This is a genomic window from Saccharopolyspora halophila (assembly GCF_039531955.1).
Classification (GTDB): domain Bacteria; phylum Actinomycetota; class Actinomycetes; order Mycobacteriales; family Pseudonocardiaceae; genus Saccharopolyspora; species Saccharopolyspora halophila.
Genome location: NZ_BAAARA010000009.1, coordinates 76,263 through 96,318, shown reverse-complemented (window position 1 = coordinate 96,318; position 20,056 = coordinate 76,263). Strand labels below are relative to the sequence as shown.

19 protein-coding genes are annotated in these 20,056 nt (G+C 70.4%); 10 read left to right on the top strand and 9 right to left on the bottom strand.

From position 1 onward, the window contains the following. Window positions 1-291: 291 nt before the first annotated feature. Window positions 292-1,248 carry an AraC-like ligand-binding domain-containing protein gene (locus ABD289_RS15510; protein WP_344132346.1) on the bottom strand — a complete coding sequence of 319 codons (957 nt, stop codon included), beginning with the start codon at window positions 1,246-1,248 and terminating at the stop codon, window positions 292-294. A gap of 198 nt (window positions 1,249-1,446) precedes the next feature. Here ABD289_RS15510 and ABD289_RS15505 point away from each other — a divergent pair, with 198 nt between their 5' ends. Genes ABD289_RS15505 through ABD289_RS15490 form a run of 4 tightly spaced genes read left to right on the top strand, consistent with a single transcriptional unit; the run spans window position 1,447 to window position 5,228 of the window. After that, entirely contained in the window at window positions 1,447-2,400 is a 954-nt protein-coding gene (locus ABD289_RS15505) for a VOC family protein (protein WP_344132343.1), read from the top strand. Window positions 2,401-2,436: 36 nt separating this feature from the next. Next, on the top strand, window positions 2,437-3,420 hold the full coding sequence (locus ABD289_RS15500) for an alpha/beta fold hydrolase (RefSeq protein ID WP_344132339.1): 984 nt from the start codon (window positions 2,437-2,439) through the stop codon (window positions 3,418-3,420). 18 nt (window positions 3,421-3,438) lie between these two features. Beyond that, entirely contained in the window at window positions 3,439-4,614 is a 1,176-nt protein-coding gene (locus ABD289_RS15495) for an acyl-CoA dehydrogenase family protein (RefSeq protein WP_344132336.1), read from the top strand. A gap of 2 nt (window positions 4,615-4,616) precedes the next feature. Beyond that, on the top strand, window positions 4,617-5,228 hold the full coding sequence (locus ABD289_RS15490) for an alpha/beta hydrolase (protein ID WP_344132333.1): 612 nt from the start codon (window positions 4,617-4,619) through the stop codon (window positions 5,226-5,228). 349 nt (window positions 5,229-5,577) lie between these two features. Here the strand turns inward: ABD289_RS15490 and ABD289_RS15485 are convergent, their stop codons facing one another. From ABD289_RS15485 to ABD289_RS15475, 3 genes are all read right to left on the bottom strand, one after another. Further along, window positions 5,578-6,573 (bottom strand): LacI family DNA-binding transcriptional regulator, encoded by a 996-nt coding sequence (locus ABD289_RS15485; RefSeq protein ID WP_344132330.1) that lies wholly within the window; start codon window positions 6,571-6,573, stop codon window positions 5,578-5,580. 134 nt (window positions 6,574-6,707) lie between these two features. Next, on the bottom strand, window positions 6,708-8,201 hold the full coding sequence (locus ABD289_RS15480) for a long-chain-fatty-acid--CoA ligase (protein WP_344132327.1): 1,494 nt from the start codon (window positions 8,199-8,201) through the stop codon (window positions 6,708-6,710). A gap of 328 nt (window positions 8,202-8,529) precedes the next feature. Beyond that, on the bottom strand, window positions 8,530-9,003 hold the full coding sequence (locus ABD289_RS15475; RefSeq protein ID WP_344132324.1) for an Lrp/AsnC family transcriptional regulator: 474 nt from the start codon (window positions 9,001-9,003) through the stop codon (window positions 8,530-8,532). A gap of 159 nt (window positions 9,004-9,162) precedes the next feature. Between ABD289_RS15475 and ABD289_RS15470 the strand changes: the two genes are divergently transcribed. After that, the gene (locus tag ABD289_RS15470; RefSeq protein ID WP_344132321.1) at window positions 9,163-9,810 is read left to right on the top strand and encodes a YitT family protein; all 648 of its coding nucleotides are present in this window, start codon (window positions 9,163-9,165) and stop codon (window positions 9,808-9,810) included. A gap of 36 nt (window positions 9,811-9,846) precedes the next feature. Here the strand turns inward: ABD289_RS15470 and ABD289_RS15465 are convergent, their stop codons facing one another. Genes ABD289_RS15465 through ABD289_RS15445 form a run of 5 tightly spaced genes read right to left on the bottom strand, consistent with a single transcriptional unit; the run spans window position 9,847 to window position 15,045 of the window. Further along, a complete protein-coding gene (locus ABD289_RS15465; protein WP_344132318.1) occupies window positions 9,847-10,815 on the bottom strand; it encodes a cyclase family protein in 969 nt (322 codons plus the stop codon). Then, entirely contained in the window at window positions 10,812-11,966 is a 1,155-nt protein-coding gene (locus ABD289_RS15460; protein WP_344132315.1) for an alpha/beta hydrolase family protein, read from the bottom strand. The genes ABD289_RS15465 and ABD289_RS15460 overlap by 4 nt, the downstream gene beginning before the upstream one ends. Before the next feature lie 39 nt (window positions 11,967-12,005). After that, window positions 12,006-12,959 (bottom strand): fumarylacetoacetate hydrolase family protein, encoded by a 954-nt coding sequence (locus tag ABD289_RS15455; RefSeq protein ID WP_344132312.1) that lies wholly within the window; start codon window positions 12,957-12,959, stop codon window positions 12,006-12,008. An 11-nt stretch (window positions 12,960-12,970) separates the two neighbouring features. Next, entirely contained in the window at window positions 12,971-13,909 is a 939-nt protein-coding gene (locus tag ABD289_RS15450; RefSeq protein ID WP_344132309.1) for a VOC family protein, read from the bottom strand. A gap of 17 nt (window positions 13,910-13,926) precedes the next feature. Next, window positions 13,927-15,045: an FAD-dependent monooxygenase gene (locus ABD289_RS15445; RefSeq protein WP_344132306.1), complete on the bottom strand. Its 1,119-nt coding sequence runs from the start codon at window positions 15,043-15,045 to the stop codon at window positions 13,927-13,929. A gap of 114 nt (window positions 15,046-15,159) precedes the next feature. On the opposite strand from ABD289_RS15445, the gene ABD289_RS15440 reads away from it, so the two are divergent. The 5 genes from ABD289_RS15440 (at window position 15,160) to ABD289_RS15420 (ending at window position 20,037) form a co-directional block, all read left to right on the top strand. Further along, entirely contained in the window at window positions 15,160-16,101 is a 942-nt protein-coding gene (locus ABD289_RS15440; RefSeq protein WP_344132303.1) for a LysR family transcriptional regulator, read from the top strand. Between the two features lie 262 nt (window positions 16,102-16,363). Then, the gene (locus tag ABD289_RS15435) at window positions 16,364-17,125 is read left to right on the top strand and encodes an IclR family transcriptional regulator (RefSeq protein ID WP_344132300.1); all 762 of its coding nucleotides are present in this window, start codon (window positions 16,364-16,366) and stop codon (window positions 17,123-17,125) included. A 64-nt stretch (window positions 17,126-17,189) separates the two neighbouring features. Then, window positions 17,190-18,131: a PDR/VanB family oxidoreductase gene (locus ABD289_RS15430; RefSeq protein ID WP_344132297.1), complete on the top strand. Its 942-nt coding sequence runs from the start codon at window positions 17,190-17,192 to the stop codon at window positions 18,129-18,131. 11 nt (window positions 18,132-18,142) lie between these two features. Beyond that, window positions 18,143-19,342 (top strand): cytochrome P450, encoded by a 1,200-nt coding sequence (locus tag ABD289_RS15425; protein ID WP_344132294.1) that lies wholly within the window; start codon window positions 18,143-18,145, stop codon window positions 19,340-19,342. A gap of 44 nt (window positions 19,343-19,386) precedes the next feature. Further along, a complete protein-coding gene (locus tag ABD289_RS15420; RefSeq protein WP_344132290.1) occupies window positions 19,387-20,037 on the top strand; it encodes a class I SAM-dependent methyltransferase in 651 nt (216 codons plus the stop codon). Window positions 20,038-20,056 lie beyond the last annotated feature (19 nt).

Below are 20,056 nucleotides of genomic sequence, written 5' to 3'. Positions count from 1 at the left end.
GTCCGCACCCGGCACGCGCGACGTGCTCGTGCCACCCGATCTGCGCGTGCCGATGCGAACGCGGCTTCCAGGATCTGGTCCAGAGCACTCGCGGCGGGTTCGGTTCCGGCGAGTTCGAACCGCTGGTGCGCGAGCGCGCGGACGCTCTGGACGTGCTCGCGCACGACGATCGATCACCGCGCTGGTCGGTGATCGATCGCAGGCATCTCGTCGGCGAGATCACCTTCGGGTGCGCGACCGAGCGCGCCCGGCGGCGCGGCGTCTCCGCGGGGCACGTGCCCGGGCACCTTCCTAGGGCCTCGACGCCGCGTGCCGGTACGCCTTGGGCGAGCGGCCCGTGGTCCGCTTGAACAGCTGCGCGAAGTGCGAGGGGTTCGTGAAGCCCCGGCGGGCGGCGAGCGTGGAGATCGGCACCGAGCTGTTCGCCGGGTCGGCCAGATCGCGCTTGCACAGCTCGATTCGGCGGGTGCGGATCCAGCGCGCCACGCTCGACCCGGTGCGCTCGAAGAGGCTGTGCAGCTGGCGCAGCGAGATGTAGTGCGCGGCGGCGATCTGGGCGGGCCCCAGCTCGGGGTCGTCGAGGTGGGCGTCGATGTGGGCGCGAATCCGGTGCAGCAGCATCTCCTGGTCCGATCGGACCACCGCCCCCGCGGCGGTGCGCAGCATGACCCCGACCATGTCCATCACGTTGTGCACGGCGAGGCCCGCGTGCGGACCCATCGCGTGCAGGTTGCGGTTGAGGCTGATCAGGGTGTCCCACACGACCGACGGAAGTCCCGGCTCGTAGGCGAAGGCGGTGGCGGTGACCTCGGCCAGCGGCTCGGGGTGGGGCCCGCCGAGCAGCTCCTTCGGGAACCGGACGCAGGTCGAGCGGTAGTCGTCGCTGGAGACCAGCCGGGCCGGGCGCGACGAGTCGTAGACGGCGAACTCCCCCGGCCGCAACCGGGCCGCCCGCTCGTCCTGCTCCATCCGCAGCGAACCGGACAGCTGCAGCGTCAGCACGTAGTAGCCGGCCTCGGCCGCCGCGCGCCCGTCGCGGTAGGCGGCGTGCCTGCCGCAGGCCATGTTCACGAAGTTGACCTCGCCGAGCGATCGGTCGTTGAGCGCACCGCCGAACTCCTGCGGCCGCTCGCAGTCGAACTCGAAGCTCAGCACGCTGCGTCGCACCGCGGTGGTCCACGAACCGAACGAGACCTCCGGGTCGGCCTCGCTGACCAGGTCGCGCGTGCGTTGCGCCAGTGACGGCATCGTCGCCTCCGCACCCAGCCCGGTGAAGGGAACTGATCCGGCCGCGTCCGACCGTACAGCCGCGGTGTGATGGCGGCCACAGACAAATGTCCTGCACGCATCCGACAGGTCCGTGCACGCAGTCAGGAGGGCGGTCGGCGCCGTCGTTCCTAGGGTCGGGCGACGAGCTGTTCACACCTCAACGGGGAGGTCGCGCCCATGGCATATCTGGAAGGTTCGCACCACGTCACGCTTTCCGTCGGCCACGCCCAGGAGGACGTCGACTTCCACGTCAAGGTGCTGGGGATGCGCTTCATCAAGCGCACCGTGCTCTTCGACGGATCGCTGCCGATCTACCACCTGTACTACTCCAACGCGACGGGCGATCCGTCCAGCGTGGTCACCACCTTTCCCTGGGCACAGGCGGGCTTCTTCGGCAAGCGCGGCACCAACCAGGCCCGCGAGGTGCTGCTCTCGGTGCCGCACGACTCGTTGAACTTCTGGCACGAGCGGCTGACCGCGCACGACATCGAGGTGACCAACATCGAGCGCTTCGGCAAGCGGCGGCTGAAGTTCGAGCACCCGTGCGGCATCGAGTACGTCCTGGTGGGCAACGAGGCCGACCCGCGCGTCGGCCACCCCGGCCACGGGGTGCCGCAGGAGTACGCGATCAACGGCATCCACGGCGTCGGGCTGCACGTGGCGACCCCGGACCGGATGGTGGAGTTCGCCGACGAGGTCTTCCACTCGCGGGGCAGGCTCCTCGAGGAAGGCGATGTCGCCGCGCTGCAGGTCGGCGACGACAAGCACGGCAACCACCTCGAGATCACCGTCAACCGCACCGACGAGCAGGGAACCTGGCGCTACGGCGCCGGAACGTTCCACCACTTCGCGTGGAACGCCGCCACCCTGGAGAACCAGGACGCGGTGAAGTTCGCCATCGAGGGCAACGGCTACACCGACATCTCGGAGCTCAAGGACCGCAAGTACTTCAAGAGCGTCTACGTGCGCACCCCGGGCGGCGCGCTGTTCGAGCTCGCGGTCACCCACGCCGACGGCGGCTGGACCTGCGACGAATCACCGCACGAGCTCGGCACCCGCTTCCAGCTGCCGGAGGAGTTCGAGCACCGCCGCGAGGAGATCTTCAGCAGGTTGGAGGACATCGACATCTGAGCGGGCCGGGGAGCCGAAGCCGAGCGGGAGGCGACGATGCCACCACCTCATCGGTCCGCAGGCGAAGCGATCACCATCCGCCGCGGTCAGTTCTGGATCCCGGGTGAGCGGGTGCGCCTGCCGAGCGGCACCGCCCAGCGCGGCCCGATGTTCGTGCACTGGGAGGCACCCGCCGATGGCGCCCACCGGTTGCCGCTGGTGCTGGTGCACGGCGGCGGCGGTCAGGGCAGCGACTGGACGGGCACCCCGGACGGCAGACCGGGGTGGGCCCCGCGGCTGGTCGAGGCGGGCTTCGCCGTGTACGTGGTGGACCGCTGCGGGCACGGGCGCTCGCCATACCACCCCGATGTCATCGGACCGATGGGCGCGCAGTTCCCGTACGAGGCGGCCAAGGAGTTGTTCGTCCCGGAGGATCCCGAGGGCGGGCACACCCGCTGGCCGTTCGGCCGGGACATCGGTGACGCCGAGCTCGACCAGATGGTCAGCGCGATGGGCCCGCTACCCGTCGATCTGGCCGAGTCCCAGCGCATCGACGCCGACCGGCTGGCGCGGTTGCTCGACGTCCTCGGCGAGTCGGTGCTTCTGACCCACTCGCTCGGTGGCGCGGCCGGTTGGCTGGCCGCCAACCGCAGGCCCGGCGCGGTGGCCGGGATCGCGGCGGTCGAACCCGTCGGCCCGCCGTTCGCTGAGCTGCCCGGCATCGGCGAGCTGCGCTGGGGCCTGACCGCCGCCGAGATCACCACCGAGCCGGTGGCCGCCACCCCCGAGGAAGTTCCCGGCAAGGCGATCCCCGGTCTGACCGGCACCCCGATAGCGCTGTTCTCCGGCGGCGAATCGCCCTTCGCGGGGTTCGCCGATCGGATCGCGGACTTCCTCGACGCGGCGGGTGCGAGCGCCGAGCACGTACACCTGCCGGAGCTGGGCATCACCGGCAACGGTCACGGCCTGCTGTGGGAGACCAACTCAGACCGGACTGTGAAACCCGTCATCGACTGGATCAGGACGGTTCAACACGCCTGAGACGTGAGGACACCCATCATGAGCGAGTTGCACGTCAGCAAGGAGTTCCCCGCGCTGCTCGAACGGCTGCGCGCGATCGCGCCCGTGCTGGAGCAGCACGCCGAGCACAGCGAGCAGATCGGCAGGCTCGACGACGAATCGGTCCGCGCGCTGCTCGGCACCGGCGCGATGCGCATCGGAATTCCGCATCAGCTCGGCGGTTACGAGTTCTCCCCGCTGCAAGCCATCGAGACCATCGCCGAGATCAGCTACGCGGACGCCTCGGCGGGCTGGTCGTTCATGGCGGTGCAGCTGGCCACCGGCACCACGCCCGCTTACCTCGGCTGGGACTGCGCGCAGGAGCTCTACCCCTCGGTCGCCGACGGCGAGCACGCCATCATCGCCGGTCAGGGAACCAAACCGGGCAAGGCCGAGCCGGTCGAGGGCGGTTACCTGGTCAGCGGCGACTGGCAGTTCGCCTCCGGCATCTCGATGGCCACGCACGTCCACACCGCCGCGCACTGCGCCGAAACGGGCCAGACGCTGGTGTGCACCTTGCCGATGGAGCGCGCCACGCTGCACGACAACTGGGACGTGATGGGGCTGCGCGCCACCGGCAGCATCGACTACGCGATCCGCGAGGCGTTCGTCCCCGCCGCCCGCACCTACGAGGTCGCCACCACCGACGCGCGGCTCGGCGGCGGTCTGTACCGGCTGGGCCTGGCGAACATGGCCGGGATCTGCCACGTCGGCTGGGCGCTGGGCGTCGGCCGCCGGATGCTCGACGAGATGCGGGCCCTGGCGGGCAAGAAGACGGGTGCCCCGCGCGCCACGGTCGACACCGGTCACTTCCACGCCGAGTACGCCAAGGCCGAGGCCAAGTACCGCGCCGCCCGGGCGTTCGCCGCGCAGCTCTGGGCGAGCTGCGAGCGAACCCTCGACGCCGGCGAGCGGCTCAGCACCGAGCAGGAGACCCTGACCAGGTTGATGCTCAACCACGTCACCTGGTCGATCCACGAGGTGGGCCAGACCGTGTACAAGTGGGCCGGGACCACGGCGTTGCGGCGCGGTGTGCTGCAGCGGTTCTTCCGGGATCTGCACGCTGGTACCCAGCACATGACTTCGGGGCCGGTGGTCCTGCAGAACTGCGGCAAGGTGCTCGGCGGGCTCACCGAGGGCCACTGGGCGTTCTTCGATCTGGTCGAGGAGGAGTAGGCATGCCGTCGATGCTGGAGTGGGGTGCCGGACGCGACGCCGCCGAGATCGCGGTTCTGGCCGTGCACGGACGCGGCGGAAACCCCGAGTCCATGCGCGAGATCTCCGACCGGTTCGGTCCCACCCCGGCGCAGTTCTTCGCCCCCGAAGCGCCCGGCAACACCTGGTACCCGCAACCGTTCCTGCAGTCCCTGGAGGCGAACGAACCGGCGCTGTCCGGCTCGCTGGCCACCGTCGACGAGTGCCTGGAGGAGCTGGCCGCGAGCGGGTTCGGGCCGGAACGCGTCGTGCTGTGGGGCTTCTCGCAGGGCGCGTGCCTGGTGTCGCACCGGGTGCTCACCGCACCGCGGCGCTATCGCGGCCTGATCGCCTTCACCGGTGGCTACATCGGACCGGACGAGATCACCGCACCCGGTGCGGTGCCGCTGGCCGGGATGCCCGCCCTGCTGCGCAGCGTCAGCGAGGACCCGTGGGTGCCGAGCCACCGCGTCGAGGCCACCGCGGAGGCGCTGCGGGCGGCGGGGGCGGAGGTCGACCTGCGGATCGCACCGGGCGATCAGCACATCGTCACCGACGAGGCGTGCGCGGCCGCTACCGAGTTCCTGGCTTCCTAGGTTTCCAGCAAGCGGTGCGGGACTCAGCCGACGCCGCCGCGGGTTCTGAAGACGTCGCCGGGCGAGAACAGCCGCAGCGCCGCGCAAGTCGCTGCTCGAGCCGCGGATCCCGGAGCCCGACGGCTTCCGAGGTTCCGCCACCCGCACCGCCGCGCGACCGGCAAACTGAAAATCTCCCCTCAATTTCTACAACGGCAACTGTCACATTGGTAGGTAGCACCGCGGTGCGCGGTTAGCACTGTCCCACTCCGGTCATCCGACCGACCGGGCCTACCCGCGACTACCGGGGAGGGCGAGAGCACGCGGTACGCTCCCGCCCTCCCCGGTCGTTCACCGCGGTGTCCGCGGTTCAGCGGCTGACGCGGGTGGACTCGCGCACGACGAGTTCCGGTTCGAAGACCACCTGGCGGTGTTGCGGCCGGTCGGTCGAGGTCTCGGCGATGAGCAGCTCGGCGGCCGTGCGCCCGAGCCTGCGCGCCGGTTGGCGCACCGAGGTCAGCGGGACCGCGGCCGCCCCGGCGAACTCGATGTCGTCGTAGCCCACGATCGCCATCTCCTCGGGCACCTTCACCCCGGCACCGACCATCGCCTGCAGCACTCCCAGCGCCAGCAGGTCGTTGGCGCAGAACACCGCCGTGGGACGCGGGCTCATGCCCAGCAGGCGCGCCCCGGCGTCCCGTCCGCAATCCGCGTTCAGGGCCGCCGACTCCAGCACCGACAACCGCACGTCGCCGTCCGCCAGCGCCGAACGCACCCCGGCTTCGCGGTCGCGGCACTGCACGAGCATCTTGGGCCCGTTGACGAAGGCGATCTCGGTGTGCCCGGTCTCCAGCAGGTGACGAGCGGCCAGCGCTCCCCCGGCGACGTCGTCGACCGAGACCGAACTGCCCTCCAGCTCGGGCACCTTGCGGTCGACGAACACGTACGGGATGCCGCTGCGCGCGAAGGTCTGCAGCCGGTCGCCGACCGATTCCACCGGGCTCAGCAGCACGCCGCGGACCCGCTGCTCGGCGAGCATCGACAGGTACGAGGTCTCCAGGTCGACCCGCTGCCCGCTGTTGCAGGTGATCACGTTGAGCCCGGCCGCGTGCGCGGCCTCCTCGGCACCGCGGGCCAGATCGACGAAGAACGGGTTGCCGAGGTCCAGCACCAGCAGCGCCATGATCCGGCTGCGCCCGGCGCGCAGCTGCCGAGCCGATTCATCCCGGACGTAACCCAGTTCGTCGATGGCGGTCTGCACCCGCCGGCGGGTGTCCTCGGAGACCAGGTGCGGCCGGTTAACCACATTGGACACCGTGCCGATGGAAACTCCCGCCTGGCGGGCCACGTCCTTGATTCCGACCATCTCTTGCTCACCCTCGCTCACGAACTGCTGGTGAGCCTAGTTGCCGGAACGAGCCCGGGCTCGCACCGGGCGAGCCCGCGGCGCCGAGCGGTGTCCATCGTGGATCCGCCCGGCGCCGTCAGCAGCCCGGGACCTCAGGAGGTGCGGGGCATCTCCTTGACCTCGCGGCGGAGGATCTTGCCGGTCGGCCCCTTCGGCAGCTCCGGCACGATCCAGATCTCGCGCGGGTACTTGTAGGCGGCGATCCGCTCCTTGACGAACTCCTGCAGGTCGTCGGCCGAGACCTCCTGGCCCGGCTTGAAGGCGACGGCGGCGCCCACTTCCTCGCCGAGTTCCGGGTGCTTGACGCCGATCACCGCGGCCTCGGCCACGGCCGGGTGCTCGTAGAGCACTTCCTCGACTTCGCGCGGGTAGACGTTGTAACCGCCCCGGATGATCATGTCCTTCTTGCGGTCGACGATGAAGAAGTAACCGTCGGAGTCCTTCGTCGCGATGTCGCCGGTGTGGAACCAGCCGTCCCGGATCGCCTCGGCCGTGGCCTCCGGACGACCCCAGTAGCCCTTCATCACGTTCTCGCCGCGGATGACGATCTCACCCGGCTCGTCGATGCCCAGCTCGTTGCCGTCCTCGTCGACGACCCGCATCTCGCAGCCGCGCACCGGGAAGCCGATCGAACCCGGCTTGCGCTCGTAGCCGGGTTGGTTGAACGACGCCACCGGCGAGGTCTCGGACAGGCCGTAGCCCTCGAGGACGTGGCAGTCGAACTTCGCCTCGAATCCGCGCAGCACCTCGACCGGCATCGCCGAGCCGCCGGTGGCGCAGGTGCGCAGCGTGTGCATGTCCGCGGAATCGGCGTCGGGGTGGTTGAGCATCCCGGCGTACATCGTGGGCACGCCCTCGAAGATGGTGACCTGGTCGCGCTGGATGATCTCCAGCGCCTTGCCCGCGTCGAACCGCGGCAGCAGCGTCAGGCACGCACCGACCAGCACCGAGGTGTTCAGCGCGCAGGTCAGGCCGAAGACGTGGAACAGCGGCAGGCAGCCCATCACCACGTCGTCCGCGGTGACCTCGAACAGCGTCTCCACCGACATCTTGGCGTTGGAAGCCATGTTGGAGTGGGTGAGCTCGGCGCCCTTGGGGTGCCCCGTGGTGCCCGAGGTGTAGAGCAGCACCGCCGTGTCGGACTCGGCGCGCTCGACGGGCTCGGTGATCGGTTCGCCGGAGAGCTCGGTCGGCCCCATCGCGCCGACGACCACGCCCGGGATGCCCACCGAGGCGGCGGCCTCGGTCACGGCGTCGCCGCCGCCGTCCCAGCCGAAGACCAACGACATGCCGGAGTCCGACAGGTAGTACTCCACCTCGCGAGCCTTGAGCAGCGGGTTCATCGGCACGACGACGGCCCCGGCCAGCAGCGCACCGTAGAACAGCACCGGGAACGCCGGCACGTTGGGAAACACCAGACCGACTCGGTCGCCCGGCTTGATACCGCGTTCGCGCAGGTCACCAGCCACAGCGGCGGCCGAGGCGTGCAGCTGTTCGTAGCTGAGCACGTGCTCGTCGAGGCGCACCGCGGGGCGATCGCCGTGCCGACGTGCGGTGGCGACCAGGTTCGCTGCCAGGTTCGTCATGTTCCGTTCCCGTCATCGTTGAGTGGTTCGGACCCGGCGTGAGCCGTTGAGATCGAAGATCTCAGGCAGAGATAGTCCATGTTCCGCAGCCCGGTGGCAATCCATCGGGTGCACATTTAGGTAACACGTACATCGTGAACCAGGTAAGTCCCCGATGCCGTCCGGATCGGTCGAGCTGCCGCGCGGCGACCGGTGGCTCGGCCACGTCGGAGACCCTCGGTGCGCGCTGCGAAGGCGGCACGGTGCGATCATGCCGCGTCCCGCCCCGAGCGTGCCGCGCCGGAACGACACGGTTGGATCTCGATCCGGACCGGTGGCGCGAGGCCGCTCACGCCGGCCCGGCGGCGACCTCCAGCAGCGCGCGCATCCGGGTCGTCATCGCCTCGTGCAGCGAGATCACGGTGCTGCTGCGCACCACGCTGTCGATGGCCAGGATGGCGTTGGCGATGCGGTGCATGTCCTGGGTGTCGCGGGCGACGACCTTGACCAGCATGTCGGCGTCGCCGGTCGTCGCGTGGATCTCGACGACCTCGGGCAATTCGCGCAGCGCCGCCGTGGTGCTGGGCTGCTTGGACTGGCTGATCTCCAGGGACACGAAGGCGACCATCTGAAAGCCCAGCGCGGTCGGATCGACGCGGCGGCTGAAGTCACCGAGCACGCCGTTGCGCGCGAGCTTCTGCAGCCGCGCGTGCACCGTGTTGCGCGCGACGCCCAGCTGCCGGGACAGCGCGAGGATCGTCAGCTCCGGGTCGTCGTCCAGCGCCAGCAGGATCCGCGCGTCCAAGGGATCGATCCCGCTCACCCGTTGCCTCCGCTCCTGTGCGCACCGCCACAACCAGGACTGTGACGAGAACCTGCCAAATGAGCACATTGGCACATCGAAGGCTGCTATGGCGAATTCTGTCGCAGTGATCGAGTCCTGTGTTGCCCGTTCAGCCCCTTCGATCTGAAAATTTCAGACATGACCGCACCCGTGAGGGCCGCCGAACGCGGCCCCGAGACACCTGCCCAGACCGTGCTGCCGCACTCCCGCACCGAGGACGTGGCCGGCCTGCTCTCCGGCACGTTCGTCGTCTCGCTCGGGCTCTACCTGCTGCAGAGCAGCCAACTGGTCACCGGCGGCACCGCCGGGCTGTCGCTGCTGCTCAGCTACGGGCTGCCGACCCCGTTCGCGGTGCTGTTCGTGCTGGTGAACCTGCCGTTCATGGCGCTGGCCGCCCGGCACAAGGGCTGGGACTTCACGCTGCGCACCATCGTGTCGATCGCGCTGGTGTCGGGTTTCTCGCCGCTGCACGCGCGGTTGTTCGACGGCCTGCACCTCGATGCGCTCTACGGCGCGATCGCGGGCAACCTGCTGGTCGGCATCGGCCTGCTGATCGTGTTCCGGCACCGGTCCAGCCTCGGCGGTTTCAACGTGATCGCGCTGATCGCGCAGGATCGCTTCGGCTGGCGCGCTGGCTACGTGCAGATGGGCATGGACGTGGTGGTCATCCTCGCGTCGCTGACGGTCACCTCGATCACCGGCGTGCTGCTGTCCGCGCTGGGCGCGGTGGTGCTCAACGGCGTGCTGGCGCTCAACCACCGCCCGGGCCGCTATCTGGGCGCGTGACCGGTCCGCCGCCGCGCGGACGGCGGTACCCGCGGGCTACTTCACGGCGATCGGGTTGACCGGCGCCCCGACCGCCCCGGTGATCGGGATCGGGGCGGCCGCGAGCAGGAAGTCGTAGCGGCCGTCCCACGCGCAATCGGCGGCCAGCGCGTCGAGGTCCCACATCTCGCCCAGGAACAGCCCGATGTGCGGGATCGCGATCTGGTGCAGCGGCTGGAAGGCGTCGGCGAACTCGTTGGGCCGCACCTCCACCCCCCAGGTGTCGGTCGCGATGGCGGCGATCTCAGTACCGTGCAACCACTCCGCCGTGCCGAACGACAACCCCGGCGCCGGCCCGCCCGCGTAGTCGCCCCACCCGTCCCGGCGGGCTCGGGTGAGCTGCCCGGTGCGCACCAGCACGATGTCGCCGCGGCCCACCGCGCTGCCCTGCCGGTCGGCGATCTCGGTGAGCTGCTCGGCGGTGATGGCGAACCCGTCCGGCAGCTCGCCGTCTTCGCCCAGCGCGCGTCCCGCGTCGAGCAGCACCGCCCGGCCGGTGAAGCCGTCGGCCGCGGTCTCGATACCCGTGACCTGATCGCCCGCGGCCGTGACCACCTCGCCCGCGGGACGTCCGTTCCAGGCCCGCGCGCGGTCGAAGATGTGGCCCAGCCCGTCCCACTGGGTCGAGCACTGCAGCGGCATGCTGACCACGTCGTCGGCACCGCCGATCCCGTGCGGGAAGCCCTGGCTGCCCGCGGCGGCATCGGTACCGGTGTCGAGCATGGTGTGCACCGGGTTGGTGCGGCGCCGCCAGCCCTTCTGCGGCCCGTCCGTGTCGAAGCGCTGCGCCAGCGAGAACACCGCGCCGCGGTGGACGAGCTCGGCGGCTTCGCGACGCTTGCCGTCGTCGAGGTGGTTGAGCGTTCCGCGCACGTCCCGATCGCCCCAGCGCCCCCAGTTCGAGCAACGCTCGGCCGCTTCCGCGATGGCAGCTTCCGGATCGTTCCGATCGAACTGGAAGGTCACGACAGCTCCTCGAAGGTGTCCCGGATCCAGTCGGCGGTGAAGGTGAGCACGTGGTCGAAGTGGTCCAGGCCGATGTGCTCGGCGCCGCCTTCGGCTTCGGTGAAGATGCGGAGGTCCCGCTTCGGGCTGTGCACCGCCTGCTCGTAGCTGCGGTGGGCGTAGCGCAGCGGGATCTGCCGATCTTTCTCCCCGTGGGTGATCAGGAACGGCACGGTGATCTTCTCGACCACGCCGTCCAGGCACACCGCCTCGACCTCGTCGATGAAGGCGTCCAGGTCCTGCTGGCCCCACACCCACTGCACGTGGTTCCAGTAGTGCGGCACGGGATTCTCGCCCTCGCGCTCGAGCCTGCGCTTCTGCACCGCGCCCCAGTCGTGGTTGGCACCCCAGGCCACGCACAGCGCCAGCCGCTTCTCGAAGGCCGCTGCCCTCGGCGCGAAGTAGCCGCCCAGCGACCAGCCGACCAGACCGATGCGCTCAGCGATCACCTCGGGGCGCGCCTCGAGGTAGTCGACGCAGGCCTCGGCCCAGACCTCGGTGTCCACCCGCGCGGTCAGCCCGCGCATGCGCAGCGCCTCTCCGCTGCCCGGGCAGTCGACCATCAACGTGGAGATGCCGCGCGCGGCCAGCTCGCGGCCGAAACCGGAGACGTACATGTGCTCCTTGGTGCTGTCCAGGCCGTTCCACATGATCACGCACGGGGCCGGGTCGCCGCCTGCCGAGGCGTCGGTGAAGTAAGCCGGTAGCGAGGTGTCCCGGTAGGGAACCTCGACGCGGGTGGTGGCCGGGTCGATGAGCTTGAAGGTGTTGCCCATCAACGTCAGACAACGCTGGTAGATCCGGTTGCGGTCCGGGGCGTCGGCGCTCTGCATGCGCTCGGCGTGCACCAGGTAGTTGGTCGCGCGGTGGAACTTGCGACCCGCCGTGCGCGCGTGGCCTGCCGCGCGATCGTGCTCGGCCTGTTCCACCAGGTCGTCGACCACGGCGGTCCAGGACTTCAGCAACTCGCCGGTGCCCACATCGGACCCCTGCGCGCCCGCCTCGCGGATCGGTCGGCAAGCCCGGTCGACCTCGTCGATGAGCCCGCCGCTGTTGAGCGCGGCGACTACCGACAGGTTCCACACGTAGTTGCCGGGAAAGTACTCGAACATGCTGTGCTCCGTTTCGTTCGTCGGTGCGGACCGCCGCCATCAGCGTTCGCGGTCCCGGGGGCGTGCTGTGGCCGGGCGCACGGGCGGGAGCTCGGCGCCCTCGACGACCCGGTTGCGGAGCGTGCCGATGCCTTCGACGGTCATCTCCACCTCGTCGCCCGGTTCCAGCGCGGGCGGGTCGGCGCGGTCCGGCCTGCCCCACAGCTCGGCGAGGCAACCGCCGTTGCCGCAAGTGCCGGAACCGAGCACGTCGCCCGGCCGGACCTCGGCTCCGCGCGAGGCGTAGGCGAGCAGGTCCTCGAACGGCCAACCCATGTTGGACAGCAGATCGCGGCCGATGACCTCGCCGTTGACCGCCACGCGCATCTCGAGCCGCAGGAAGCCGTCGGCGTCCCGGTAGGGCTCCAGCTCGTCGGCTGTGACCAGGGACGGGCCGAGAGTGCTCGCGAAGTCCTTGCCCTTGGCAGGGCCCAGCCCCACTTTCATCTCCGCCGACTGCAGGTCTCGCGCGGACCAGTCGTTGAGGATCGTGTAGCCGGCGATGTGCTCCGGCGCCCGCTCCGGGCCGAGATCGTGCCCGCCGCGGCCGACGACGGCGGCGACCTCCAGCTCGAAGTCCAGCACCCGGCATCCGGGGGGCCGTGCGACCTCGTCGAACGGGCCCGCGATCGCGTACGGGTTGGTGAAGTAGAAGGTGGGCGCGGCGTACCACTCCGGGGCCACCCCGGTGCCGCTGACCGCGCGGGCCACGCCCTCCACGTGCTCTTCGAAGGCCACGAAGTCGCGGATCGTCGGTGGTCGCAGCGGCGCCCGCAGGCGCACCGAGTCCAGCGGCATCCCGGCGCGCGAGACCGCTCGCTTCCCGGCCGCGACGAGCTCGCCGGAACGCAGCACCTCCAGCAGATCGACGCCGTCCTCGAACGGGTGGAAGAACGGCTCCTCGATGACCCCGCAGACCTCAGCGCCGTCGATCTCAGCGGTGGCGAAGCGCAATTCGCCCCCCTCTACACCGGCGGCGCGACGAACAGGCCGCGGTCCGGGTCGTTGAACGACTCCGCGGCCACGAACTCGTCCATCGGGTTCGCGGTGCCCCACTGGTCGGAGACCTCCGGGTCGCTGAAGTCGTAGAGGTGCGGATGCCAGGTGTCCTCGTCGAGCAGCTCCAGCTCGGTGGTGTACTCGACGGTGTTGCCGTGCGGATCGAGGAAATAGCTGAAGGTGTTGTTGCCCGCCAGGTGCCTGCCCGGACCCCACACCTTCTTGATGTCGTTGCGCAGCAGCCTGCCGGTCCCCCGCATGTACTCGTCGATGCCACGCATCTCGAAGGAGGCGTGGTGCAGCGACACGTGCGGCCCGCGGGCGATGGCGAGGCTGTGGTGCTGCGGGTTGCAGCGCATGAAGTACATCGCCTCCCCCATGTTCGGGTGGAACAGCGTGTCCGAGAGCGCGAAGTCGAGGTACCGCTCGTAGAACCGCCTGGTGCGTTCCGGATTCGGCGAGTTGATCACCACGTGGGAGAGCTTGATCGGAACGGATTCCTGCTCCTCGATGCGGCGGTGCCTGCGAACCGCCACGTCGCAGGAGATCTCGATGGTTCGGCCGTCGACGTCGAAGAACCGGAACCCGTAGCCGCCTCCAGGCGTCTGCAACGTCCCCGGTTCGCTGACCAGCTGAACTCCGGAACCGGCCAGCCGCTGGGCCATGGCGTCGACCGACGTCTCGTCGGCAGCGCCGAGGGAGATGAGGTCCAGTCGCTTCTCCTGCGCCTCGCGCAACCGCACCACGTACTGCTCCGGCGAGCCCTCGGCGGCCAGGAAGCTGATCCCGGGCTCCTCGGCGACCGGGGTCAGCCCCCACAGGTCGGTGTAGAACTCGTGCTGCTTCGCGTAGTCGGGCGCTGCGATGTCCAGGTGCCGCAGATGGGTGATGAGTCGATCGTTCACGTCCGGTCTCCTTCGTGCTAAGCGGGTTGGCTGACCAGTTCCGATACGCGCGCCATCAGTCCGGGGACGTCGCCCGGCTCGCCGTCGAGCAACCACTGACCGAGCTGGTTGGACGCGTCCACCACGGTTTTCGCGCGGTCGAACCGACGTGCGGCGTAGGCCTGCAGGGCGCTCTCGGTGGCGTCGCCCTCCTCGATCACCTCCTCAGCCAGCACCGCGGCGTCCTCGAGCGCCTGCGCCGCACCCTGCGCGACGGTGGGCGGGCAGACGTGGACGGCGTCTCCGACCAGCGCGACTCGGCCGCGATGCCAGGGTTTCTCGAGCAGGTGGGTTTCGAAGTGGGCGTAGTTGACCTTGCCGGGGTCGGTGAGGGCGCGCCGGATCTCGTCCCACGTCCCGTGGTAGTTCTCGGCGAGATCGCGCATCACCCGGAGCGAGTCCTGGCCGCTGAGCCCGGAGCGGTCCTGCGCCCGCTCGACCAGGTAGGCGTAGATGTTCTCCCCGGTCGGGCAGTAACCCGCGATGTAGCAGGGGCCGCCGTAGTACAGATCGGTGCGGGTCACCGAATCCGGACGTGGCACGAAGGCACGCCAGATGCCCATGCCGGTTCCCCGCGTTCCCGCCTCGATTCCCAGCATCTCCCGGGTGGCCGACCGCACGCCGTCGGCGCCGACGACCAGGTCGTAGCGCTGGGCGGTTCCATCGGTGAACGTCACCGCCGCCTGCCGGTCGCCCGCCTCCAGCCGAGCGCAGGAGACTCCGAAGTGCACCCGCACGCCGACTTCCCCGGCCCGCTCGATGAGCACGCGGGCCAGTTCCGGGCGATACATGCCCAGCGTGGCGGGCAGGTCGGGTCCACCGGTGCGCACGTCGTCGATCTCGGCCTGCAACTCGCCGCCCGGGGCGCGCAGTCCGAGGCTGTCGAAGGCGTACCCGCGTTCGCGCGCCCGCTCCCAGACTCCGAGCCGCCGCAGCACGCGCAGGGCGTTCCCCTGCAGCGTGATGCCCGACCCGATCGCGGCGACGACCGGGTTGATCTCGACGAGATCGACCTCCCAGCCGCTTTCGGCGAGCAGGATCGCGGTGGCGGTACCGGCCGAACCGGCGCCGATCACCAGCGCATTGCGCGTTGTCATGGGGCTCTCTCCGACGTGCCGACTTGGTTTCGAACTCCACTTTGCGGCCTGGACCACTATCGGAGAAGATCCAGTTGACTATGCCGCTTATCGGCTGCGGCTATAGTCCCGGTCATGGATGTGCGGGGGCTGCGTAACCTGGATCTGAATCTGCTGCTGTCGCTGGACGCACTGCTGGAGGAGCGCAATGTCTCCCGCGCCGCCGAGCGCGTCGGCGTGAGCCAGCCGAGCATGAGCGCGGCGCTGGGCAAGCTGCGCAGGCATTTCGGCGACGAGCTGCTGCAGCGCAGCGGCAATCGCTACCACCTCACTGCGCTGGCGGCGCAGCTGGCCGGGCGGACCGGCGCGGCGTTGGCCGGGGTGGAGCGCGTCTTCGACGCGGCACCGGATTTCGACCCGGCCCGCGCGGAACGCGAGTTCACCGTGCTCACCAGCGACTACGCGACGCTGGTCTTCGGCAGGACGTTCAGCGATCTGGTCGCCGCGCGCGCACCGCATGTCCGGCTGCGCTTCGAGCAGAACGTCCCGCAGGTCGTCGAGCACATCGACGAAGCGCTGCGCACGGTCGACGGCATCGTGATGCCGCACGGATTCCTCGACGACCTGCCCAGCACCGATCTCTACACCGACGAATGGGTCTGCCTGGTATCCGAGGACAACGATCGGGTCGGCGACGAGCTCACCCTCGACGACCTCGCGGAGATGCCGTGGGTGGCCACCTACCGCGGCCCGAACGCCCACACCCCGGCGATCCGCCAACTGCAGATGATCGGCATCGAACCACGGGTGCAAATCGTGGTCGAGAGCTTCCTGGCGATCCCCTTCCTGGTCAGCGGAACCTCTCGAGTCGCGGTGCTGCAAGCCGCCCTCGCGCGGCGACTCGGCCCGGCTTCGGGAGTGCGAGCGCTGCCGTGCCCGTGGGGCGTCGTCCCACTGCGCGAGGCTTTCTGGTGGCACCCGCTGCACGAGCCCGATCCGGCGCACGCGTGGCTGCGCGAGGTGCTGCGCGAAGCGGGCCGCGAGGTCACCGAGCAGTACGGCCTCTCGACCGCATAGCCGCGTGCCGAGCCGGCGACGCTCAGGCCGGAGCCGCACGCGGTGCGGGACTCGGCCCGCACCGCTGCGGGTTCTCAGCGGCCCGCTGGCGAGGACACCCGCAGCGCCGCGCAGGTCGCCGCTCGAGTCGCGGACCCCGCAGCCCCGCGGCGTCGGAGATTCCGCCGCCCGAACCCGCCACGCCAAACCCGAACTGAAACATCCCTCATCCAGCGAGCACGAGGTGTCGACAAGCCGGTCCCTGGTGCGCATCATGCCGGGCATGGCAAAGTCGCCGAGCGGGGAATCCGTGCTTACCAGGGCGGTTCGCATCCTGGACGCCTTCGGCCCGGACGATCAGGTGCTCACGGTGACCGAGATCAGTCACCGCGCGCAGCTGCCGCTGCCCACCGCGGGACGCATGGTCGGCGAGCTGGTCCGGCACGGCCTGCTGCGCCGCGACGAGGACCGGCGAGTCCGCATCGGTGTGCGGCTGTGGGAGCTGGCGCAGCGCGCCTCGCCGACGCTGCGGCTGCGCGAAGTGGTCATGCCGTTCATGGAGGACGTCCACGCGGTCGTCGGGCACAGCACCCAGCTCGGCGTGCTGGACGGCGACGAGGTCCTGTTCGTGGAGCGGCTCAGCGCACCCGGCGCGGTCATCAACCTGACCAGGATCGCCGGAAGGCTGCCGCTGCACGTGTCCTCCGCGGGCCAGGTGCTGCTCGCGCACGCACCCGTGGAGCTGCAGGAACGAGTGCTGCGGCAGCCGATGCACGCCCGCACGCCCGAGACGATCACCGATCCCGGAGCACTGCGCGCGGTTCTGGCGGGGGTCCGCGAACGCGGCTACGCCTGCTGCCCGGGGCACGTGCACCCCGACGCCACCGGCGTCGCGGTACCGCTGCGCGGCGCCGACGGGCGGGTCCTGGCCGCCCTCGGCCTGGTGATCCCCAACGACGACCGCGCGTGGTCTCGGGTCGCGCTCCTGCAGTCCGCCGCGCGCGGCATCGACCGGACCCTGCGAAGCGGAACGCTCATTCACTGAGAATCCCGTCGCCCCGCCCGCGTCCTGCCGCGCACCCTCGGTCACCACGACGAAGGGAGGGCACATGGACGGCACGGTCGGGCTTCGAGTGACCCGCAAGGAGCGCCTCGCCTCCGGCGTCGTCGGGCTGCGGCTGGAGCATCCGGACGGGCGCAGGTTGCCGGACTGGACCCCGGGCGCGCACATCGACCTGGTGCTGCCCAACGGGATGACCCGCCAGTACTCGCTGTGCGGGGACCGCTGGGACGCGCACTCCTACCGCATCGCGGTGCTGCGCGAGGACGGCGGACGCGGCGGATCGGTCCACGTGCACGACGAACTGACCGAAGGCGCGCTGGTGCGGATCGGCGGGCCGCGGAACAACTTCGGGCTGGCTCCCGCGAACCGGTACCTGTTCATCGCCGGTGGCATCGGGATCACCCCGCTGCTGCCGATGCTGGCCGCCGCCGAGCGCCTGGACGCCGACTGGCGGTTGCTCTACGGCGGGCGGAGCCGGGATTCGATGGCCTTGCTCGACGAGCTCGCCACCTACGGCGAGAAGGTCTCGGTCGCACCGCAGGACGAGTGCGGCCTGCTGGATCTTCCCGCCTGGCTTCCCGAACCGGACGACGGGTCCAAGGTGTACTGCTGCGGCCCAGCACCGCTGCTCGACGCCGTCGCCCGGGCGTGCGCGGACTGGCCAGCGGGATCCGTGCGCACCGAGCGGTTCGTCGCGGAGCGGGTAGCCGACGTCGAGGACCGCTCGTTCCGGGTCGAGCTCGCGCGCTCCGGGCGATCGGTGACGGTCGGAGCGGACGTCTCGATCCTCGATGCGGTGCGCGATGCGGGCGCGAGCGTGCTGTCCTCGTGCGGTCAAGGTCTCTGCGGCACCTGCGAAACCGGGGTCTTCCGAGGCGAACCCGAGCACCGGGACGCCATTTTGGACGACGCGGAGCGGGCTCGCGCGGACTGCATGTTCATCTGCGTGTCCCGGTCCCGTTCCGAGCGATTGGTCCTCGACCTGTGAAGGAGGATTCCTTGATCCCCAGCACCGATGCCGACCCGTTCTCCCCGGAACTGCTGGCCGACCCGCTGCCCTGGCACGAGTGGCTGCGCGACGCGGGCCCGGTGGTGCACCTCGCACAGTACGACGCCTTCCTGCTGGGCCGGCACGCCGAGGTGCACGCAGCGCTCTCCGACTGGCAACGCTTCCAATCGGCGGCCGGCGTGGGCGTGGCGAACTTCCTGATCGAGAAGCCGTGGCGGCCACCAAGCCTGTTGCTGGAGGCCGACCCTCCGCGACACGACGCTCCCCGCGCCGTGCTGAGCAAGATCCTCGGACCTCGCGCGTTGCGGCGGCTGCGCGAGCAGTGGTTCGCCGACGCCGAAGCGCTCGTCGACGAGGTCGTCACCGACGGCGAGCTGGACGCCGTGCCCGCGCTGGCCGAGCCGTTCCCGCTGCGGGTCTTCCCCGACGCGGTCGGCCTGTCCGAGCAGGGGCGCGAACACCTGCTGCCCTACGGCGACTTCGCGTTCAACGCCTTCGGCCCGGCCAACGAGCTGGTGCGGCGCGGGCAGGACGGCATCGCCGAGCACGGTTCGTGGGTCGGCGAGCAGTGCCGCCGCGAGATGCTCCGGCCCGGCGGGTTCGGCGCGGCGATCTGGGCGGCCGCCGATCGCGGCGATCTCACCCACGAGCAGGCGCCGCTGGTGGTCCGGTCGTTGCTGACCGCGGGCGTGGATACCACGGTGCACGGCATCGGCGCGGTCCTGCACGCGCTGGCCCGCTCCCCCGAGCAGTGGGCGCGCCTGCGGGCGCGGCCGGAGCTTGCGCGCACCGCCTTCGACGAGGCCGTGCGCTGGGAGTCACCTGTGCAGACCTTCTTCCGCACCACCACCGAGCAGGTCGAGATCGGCGGCGAGGTGCTGCCGTCCGGTTCGAAGGTCATGCTGTCGCTGGCCGCGGCCAACCGAGATCCGCGTCGCTGGTCGCGACCGGACGACTTCGACCTGTCCCGCGATCCCTCCGGGCACGTCGGCTTCGGCATGGGAATCCACCAGTGCATCGGTCAGCACATCGCGCGGCTGGAGTCCGAAGCCCTGCTGACGGCGCTGGTCCACCGGGTGGAACGGCTGGAGCTCGCGGGCGAGCCGGTCCGGCACCTGAACAACACCCTGCGGGCCCTGGCCTCGCTGCCGCTGCGGATCGAACCGGTTCGCCCTCGCGCCGCGTGCTAGTTTCGGCAGGAAACGTCAGGATGCCGATGGGCCGTGGGGGTCGAGTGAGCGCCGAACTTCCCGACTTCGACGCCGTCTACCGGGGCGACGAGCTCGCCGAAGGTGCCCAGCAGGTGCCCTGGAACATCGGCGTGCCGCAGCCCGCCATCGCCGCGCTGCTCGACCGGGGAGTGCGTTCCCCGGTGCTGGACGCCGGTTGCGGCGTCGGGGTGACCGCTTTGGAGCTGGCCGCTCGCGGCTACGAGGTCGTCGGGCTGGACTCCTCGGAGTCCGCCATCGCGCAGGCCGTGGCGGATCGCGACTCGCGGCAGGTCTCGGCGACCTTCGAGGTAGCCGACGTCACCTCCTTCAGCGGCTACGACGACCACTTCGCGACCATCGTCGACAGCACGCTGTTCCACTCGCTGCCGGTCGATCGCCGGGACGCCTACCTGGGCTCGATCGCCCGCGCTGCCCAGGACGGAGCCGTGCTGCACATGCTCGTGTTCGACACCGGCGCATTCCCAGCGGGCGGCGGCCCGAACACCGTGAGCGCCGAGGAACTGCGCGCCGCCGTGGAAGCGCACTGGACGATCGACTCCATCGAGCCCAGCAGCATCGCCGCCTTCCTGCCCGAGGAGATCGGGGCGCACCACCCCCTCGACGAGTCGGGCCGGAGGCGCATTCCGGCCCACCTGCTCGTCGCCCACCGCTGAACCTGCGAACGAGCCCGCA

Excerpts from the sequence above, each read along its gene's own strand:
- ABD289_RS15495 (WP_344132336.1), top strand. The coding sequence starts at position 3,439 with ATGAGCGAGTTGCACGTCAGCAAGGAGTTCCCCGCGCTGCTCGAACGG.
- ABD289_RS15460 (WP_344132315.1), bottom strand. The coding sequence starts at position 11,966 with ATGTTCGAGTACTTTCCCGGCAACTACGTGTGGAACCTGTCGGTAGTC.
- ABD289_RS15440 (WP_344132303.1), top strand. The coding sequence starts at position 15,160 with ATGGATGTGCGGGGGCTGCGTAACCTGGATCTGAATCTGCTGCTGTCG.
- ABD289_RS15500 (WP_344132339.1), top strand. The coding sequence starts at position 2,437 with ATGCCACCACCTCATCGGTCCGCAGGCGAAGCGATCACCATCCGCCGC.
- ABD289_RS15485 (WP_344132330.1), bottom strand. The coding sequence starts at position 6,573 with ATGGTCGGAATCAAGGACGTGGCCCGCCAGGCGGGAGTTTCCATCGGC.
- ABD289_RS15445 (WP_344132306.1), bottom strand. The coding sequence starts at position 15,045 with ATGACAACGCGCAATGCGCTGGTGATCGGCGCCGGTTCGGCCGGTACC.
- ABD289_RS15435 (WP_344132300.1), top strand. The coding sequence starts at position 16,364 with ATGGCAAAGTCGCCGAGCGGGGAATCCGTGCTTACCAGGGCGGTTCGC.
- ABD289_RS15510 (WP_344132346.1), bottom strand. The coding sequence starts at position 1,248 with ATGCCGTCACTGGCGCAACGCACGCGCGACCTGGTCAGCGAGGCCGAC.
- ABD289_RS15505 (WP_344132343.1), top strand. The coding sequence starts at position 1,447 with ATGGCATATCTGGAAGGTTCGCACCACGTCACGCTTTCCGTCGGCCAC.
- ABD289_RS15430 (WP_344132297.1), top strand. The coding sequence starts at position 17,190 with ATGGACGGCACGGTCGGGCTTCGAGTGACCCGCAAGGAGCGCCTCGCC.
- ABD289_RS15480 (WP_344132327.1), bottom strand. The coding sequence starts at position 8,201 with ATGACGAACCTGGCAGCGAACCTGGTCGCCACCGCACGTCGGCACGGC.
- ABD289_RS15470 (WP_344132321.1), top strand. The coding sequence starts at position 9,163 with ATGACCGCACCCGTGAGGGCCGCCGAACGCGGCCCCGAGACACCTGCC.
- ABD289_RS15490 (WP_344132333.1), top strand. The coding sequence starts at position 4,617 with ATGCCGTCGATGCTGGAGTGGGGTGCCGGACGCGACGCCGCCGAGATC.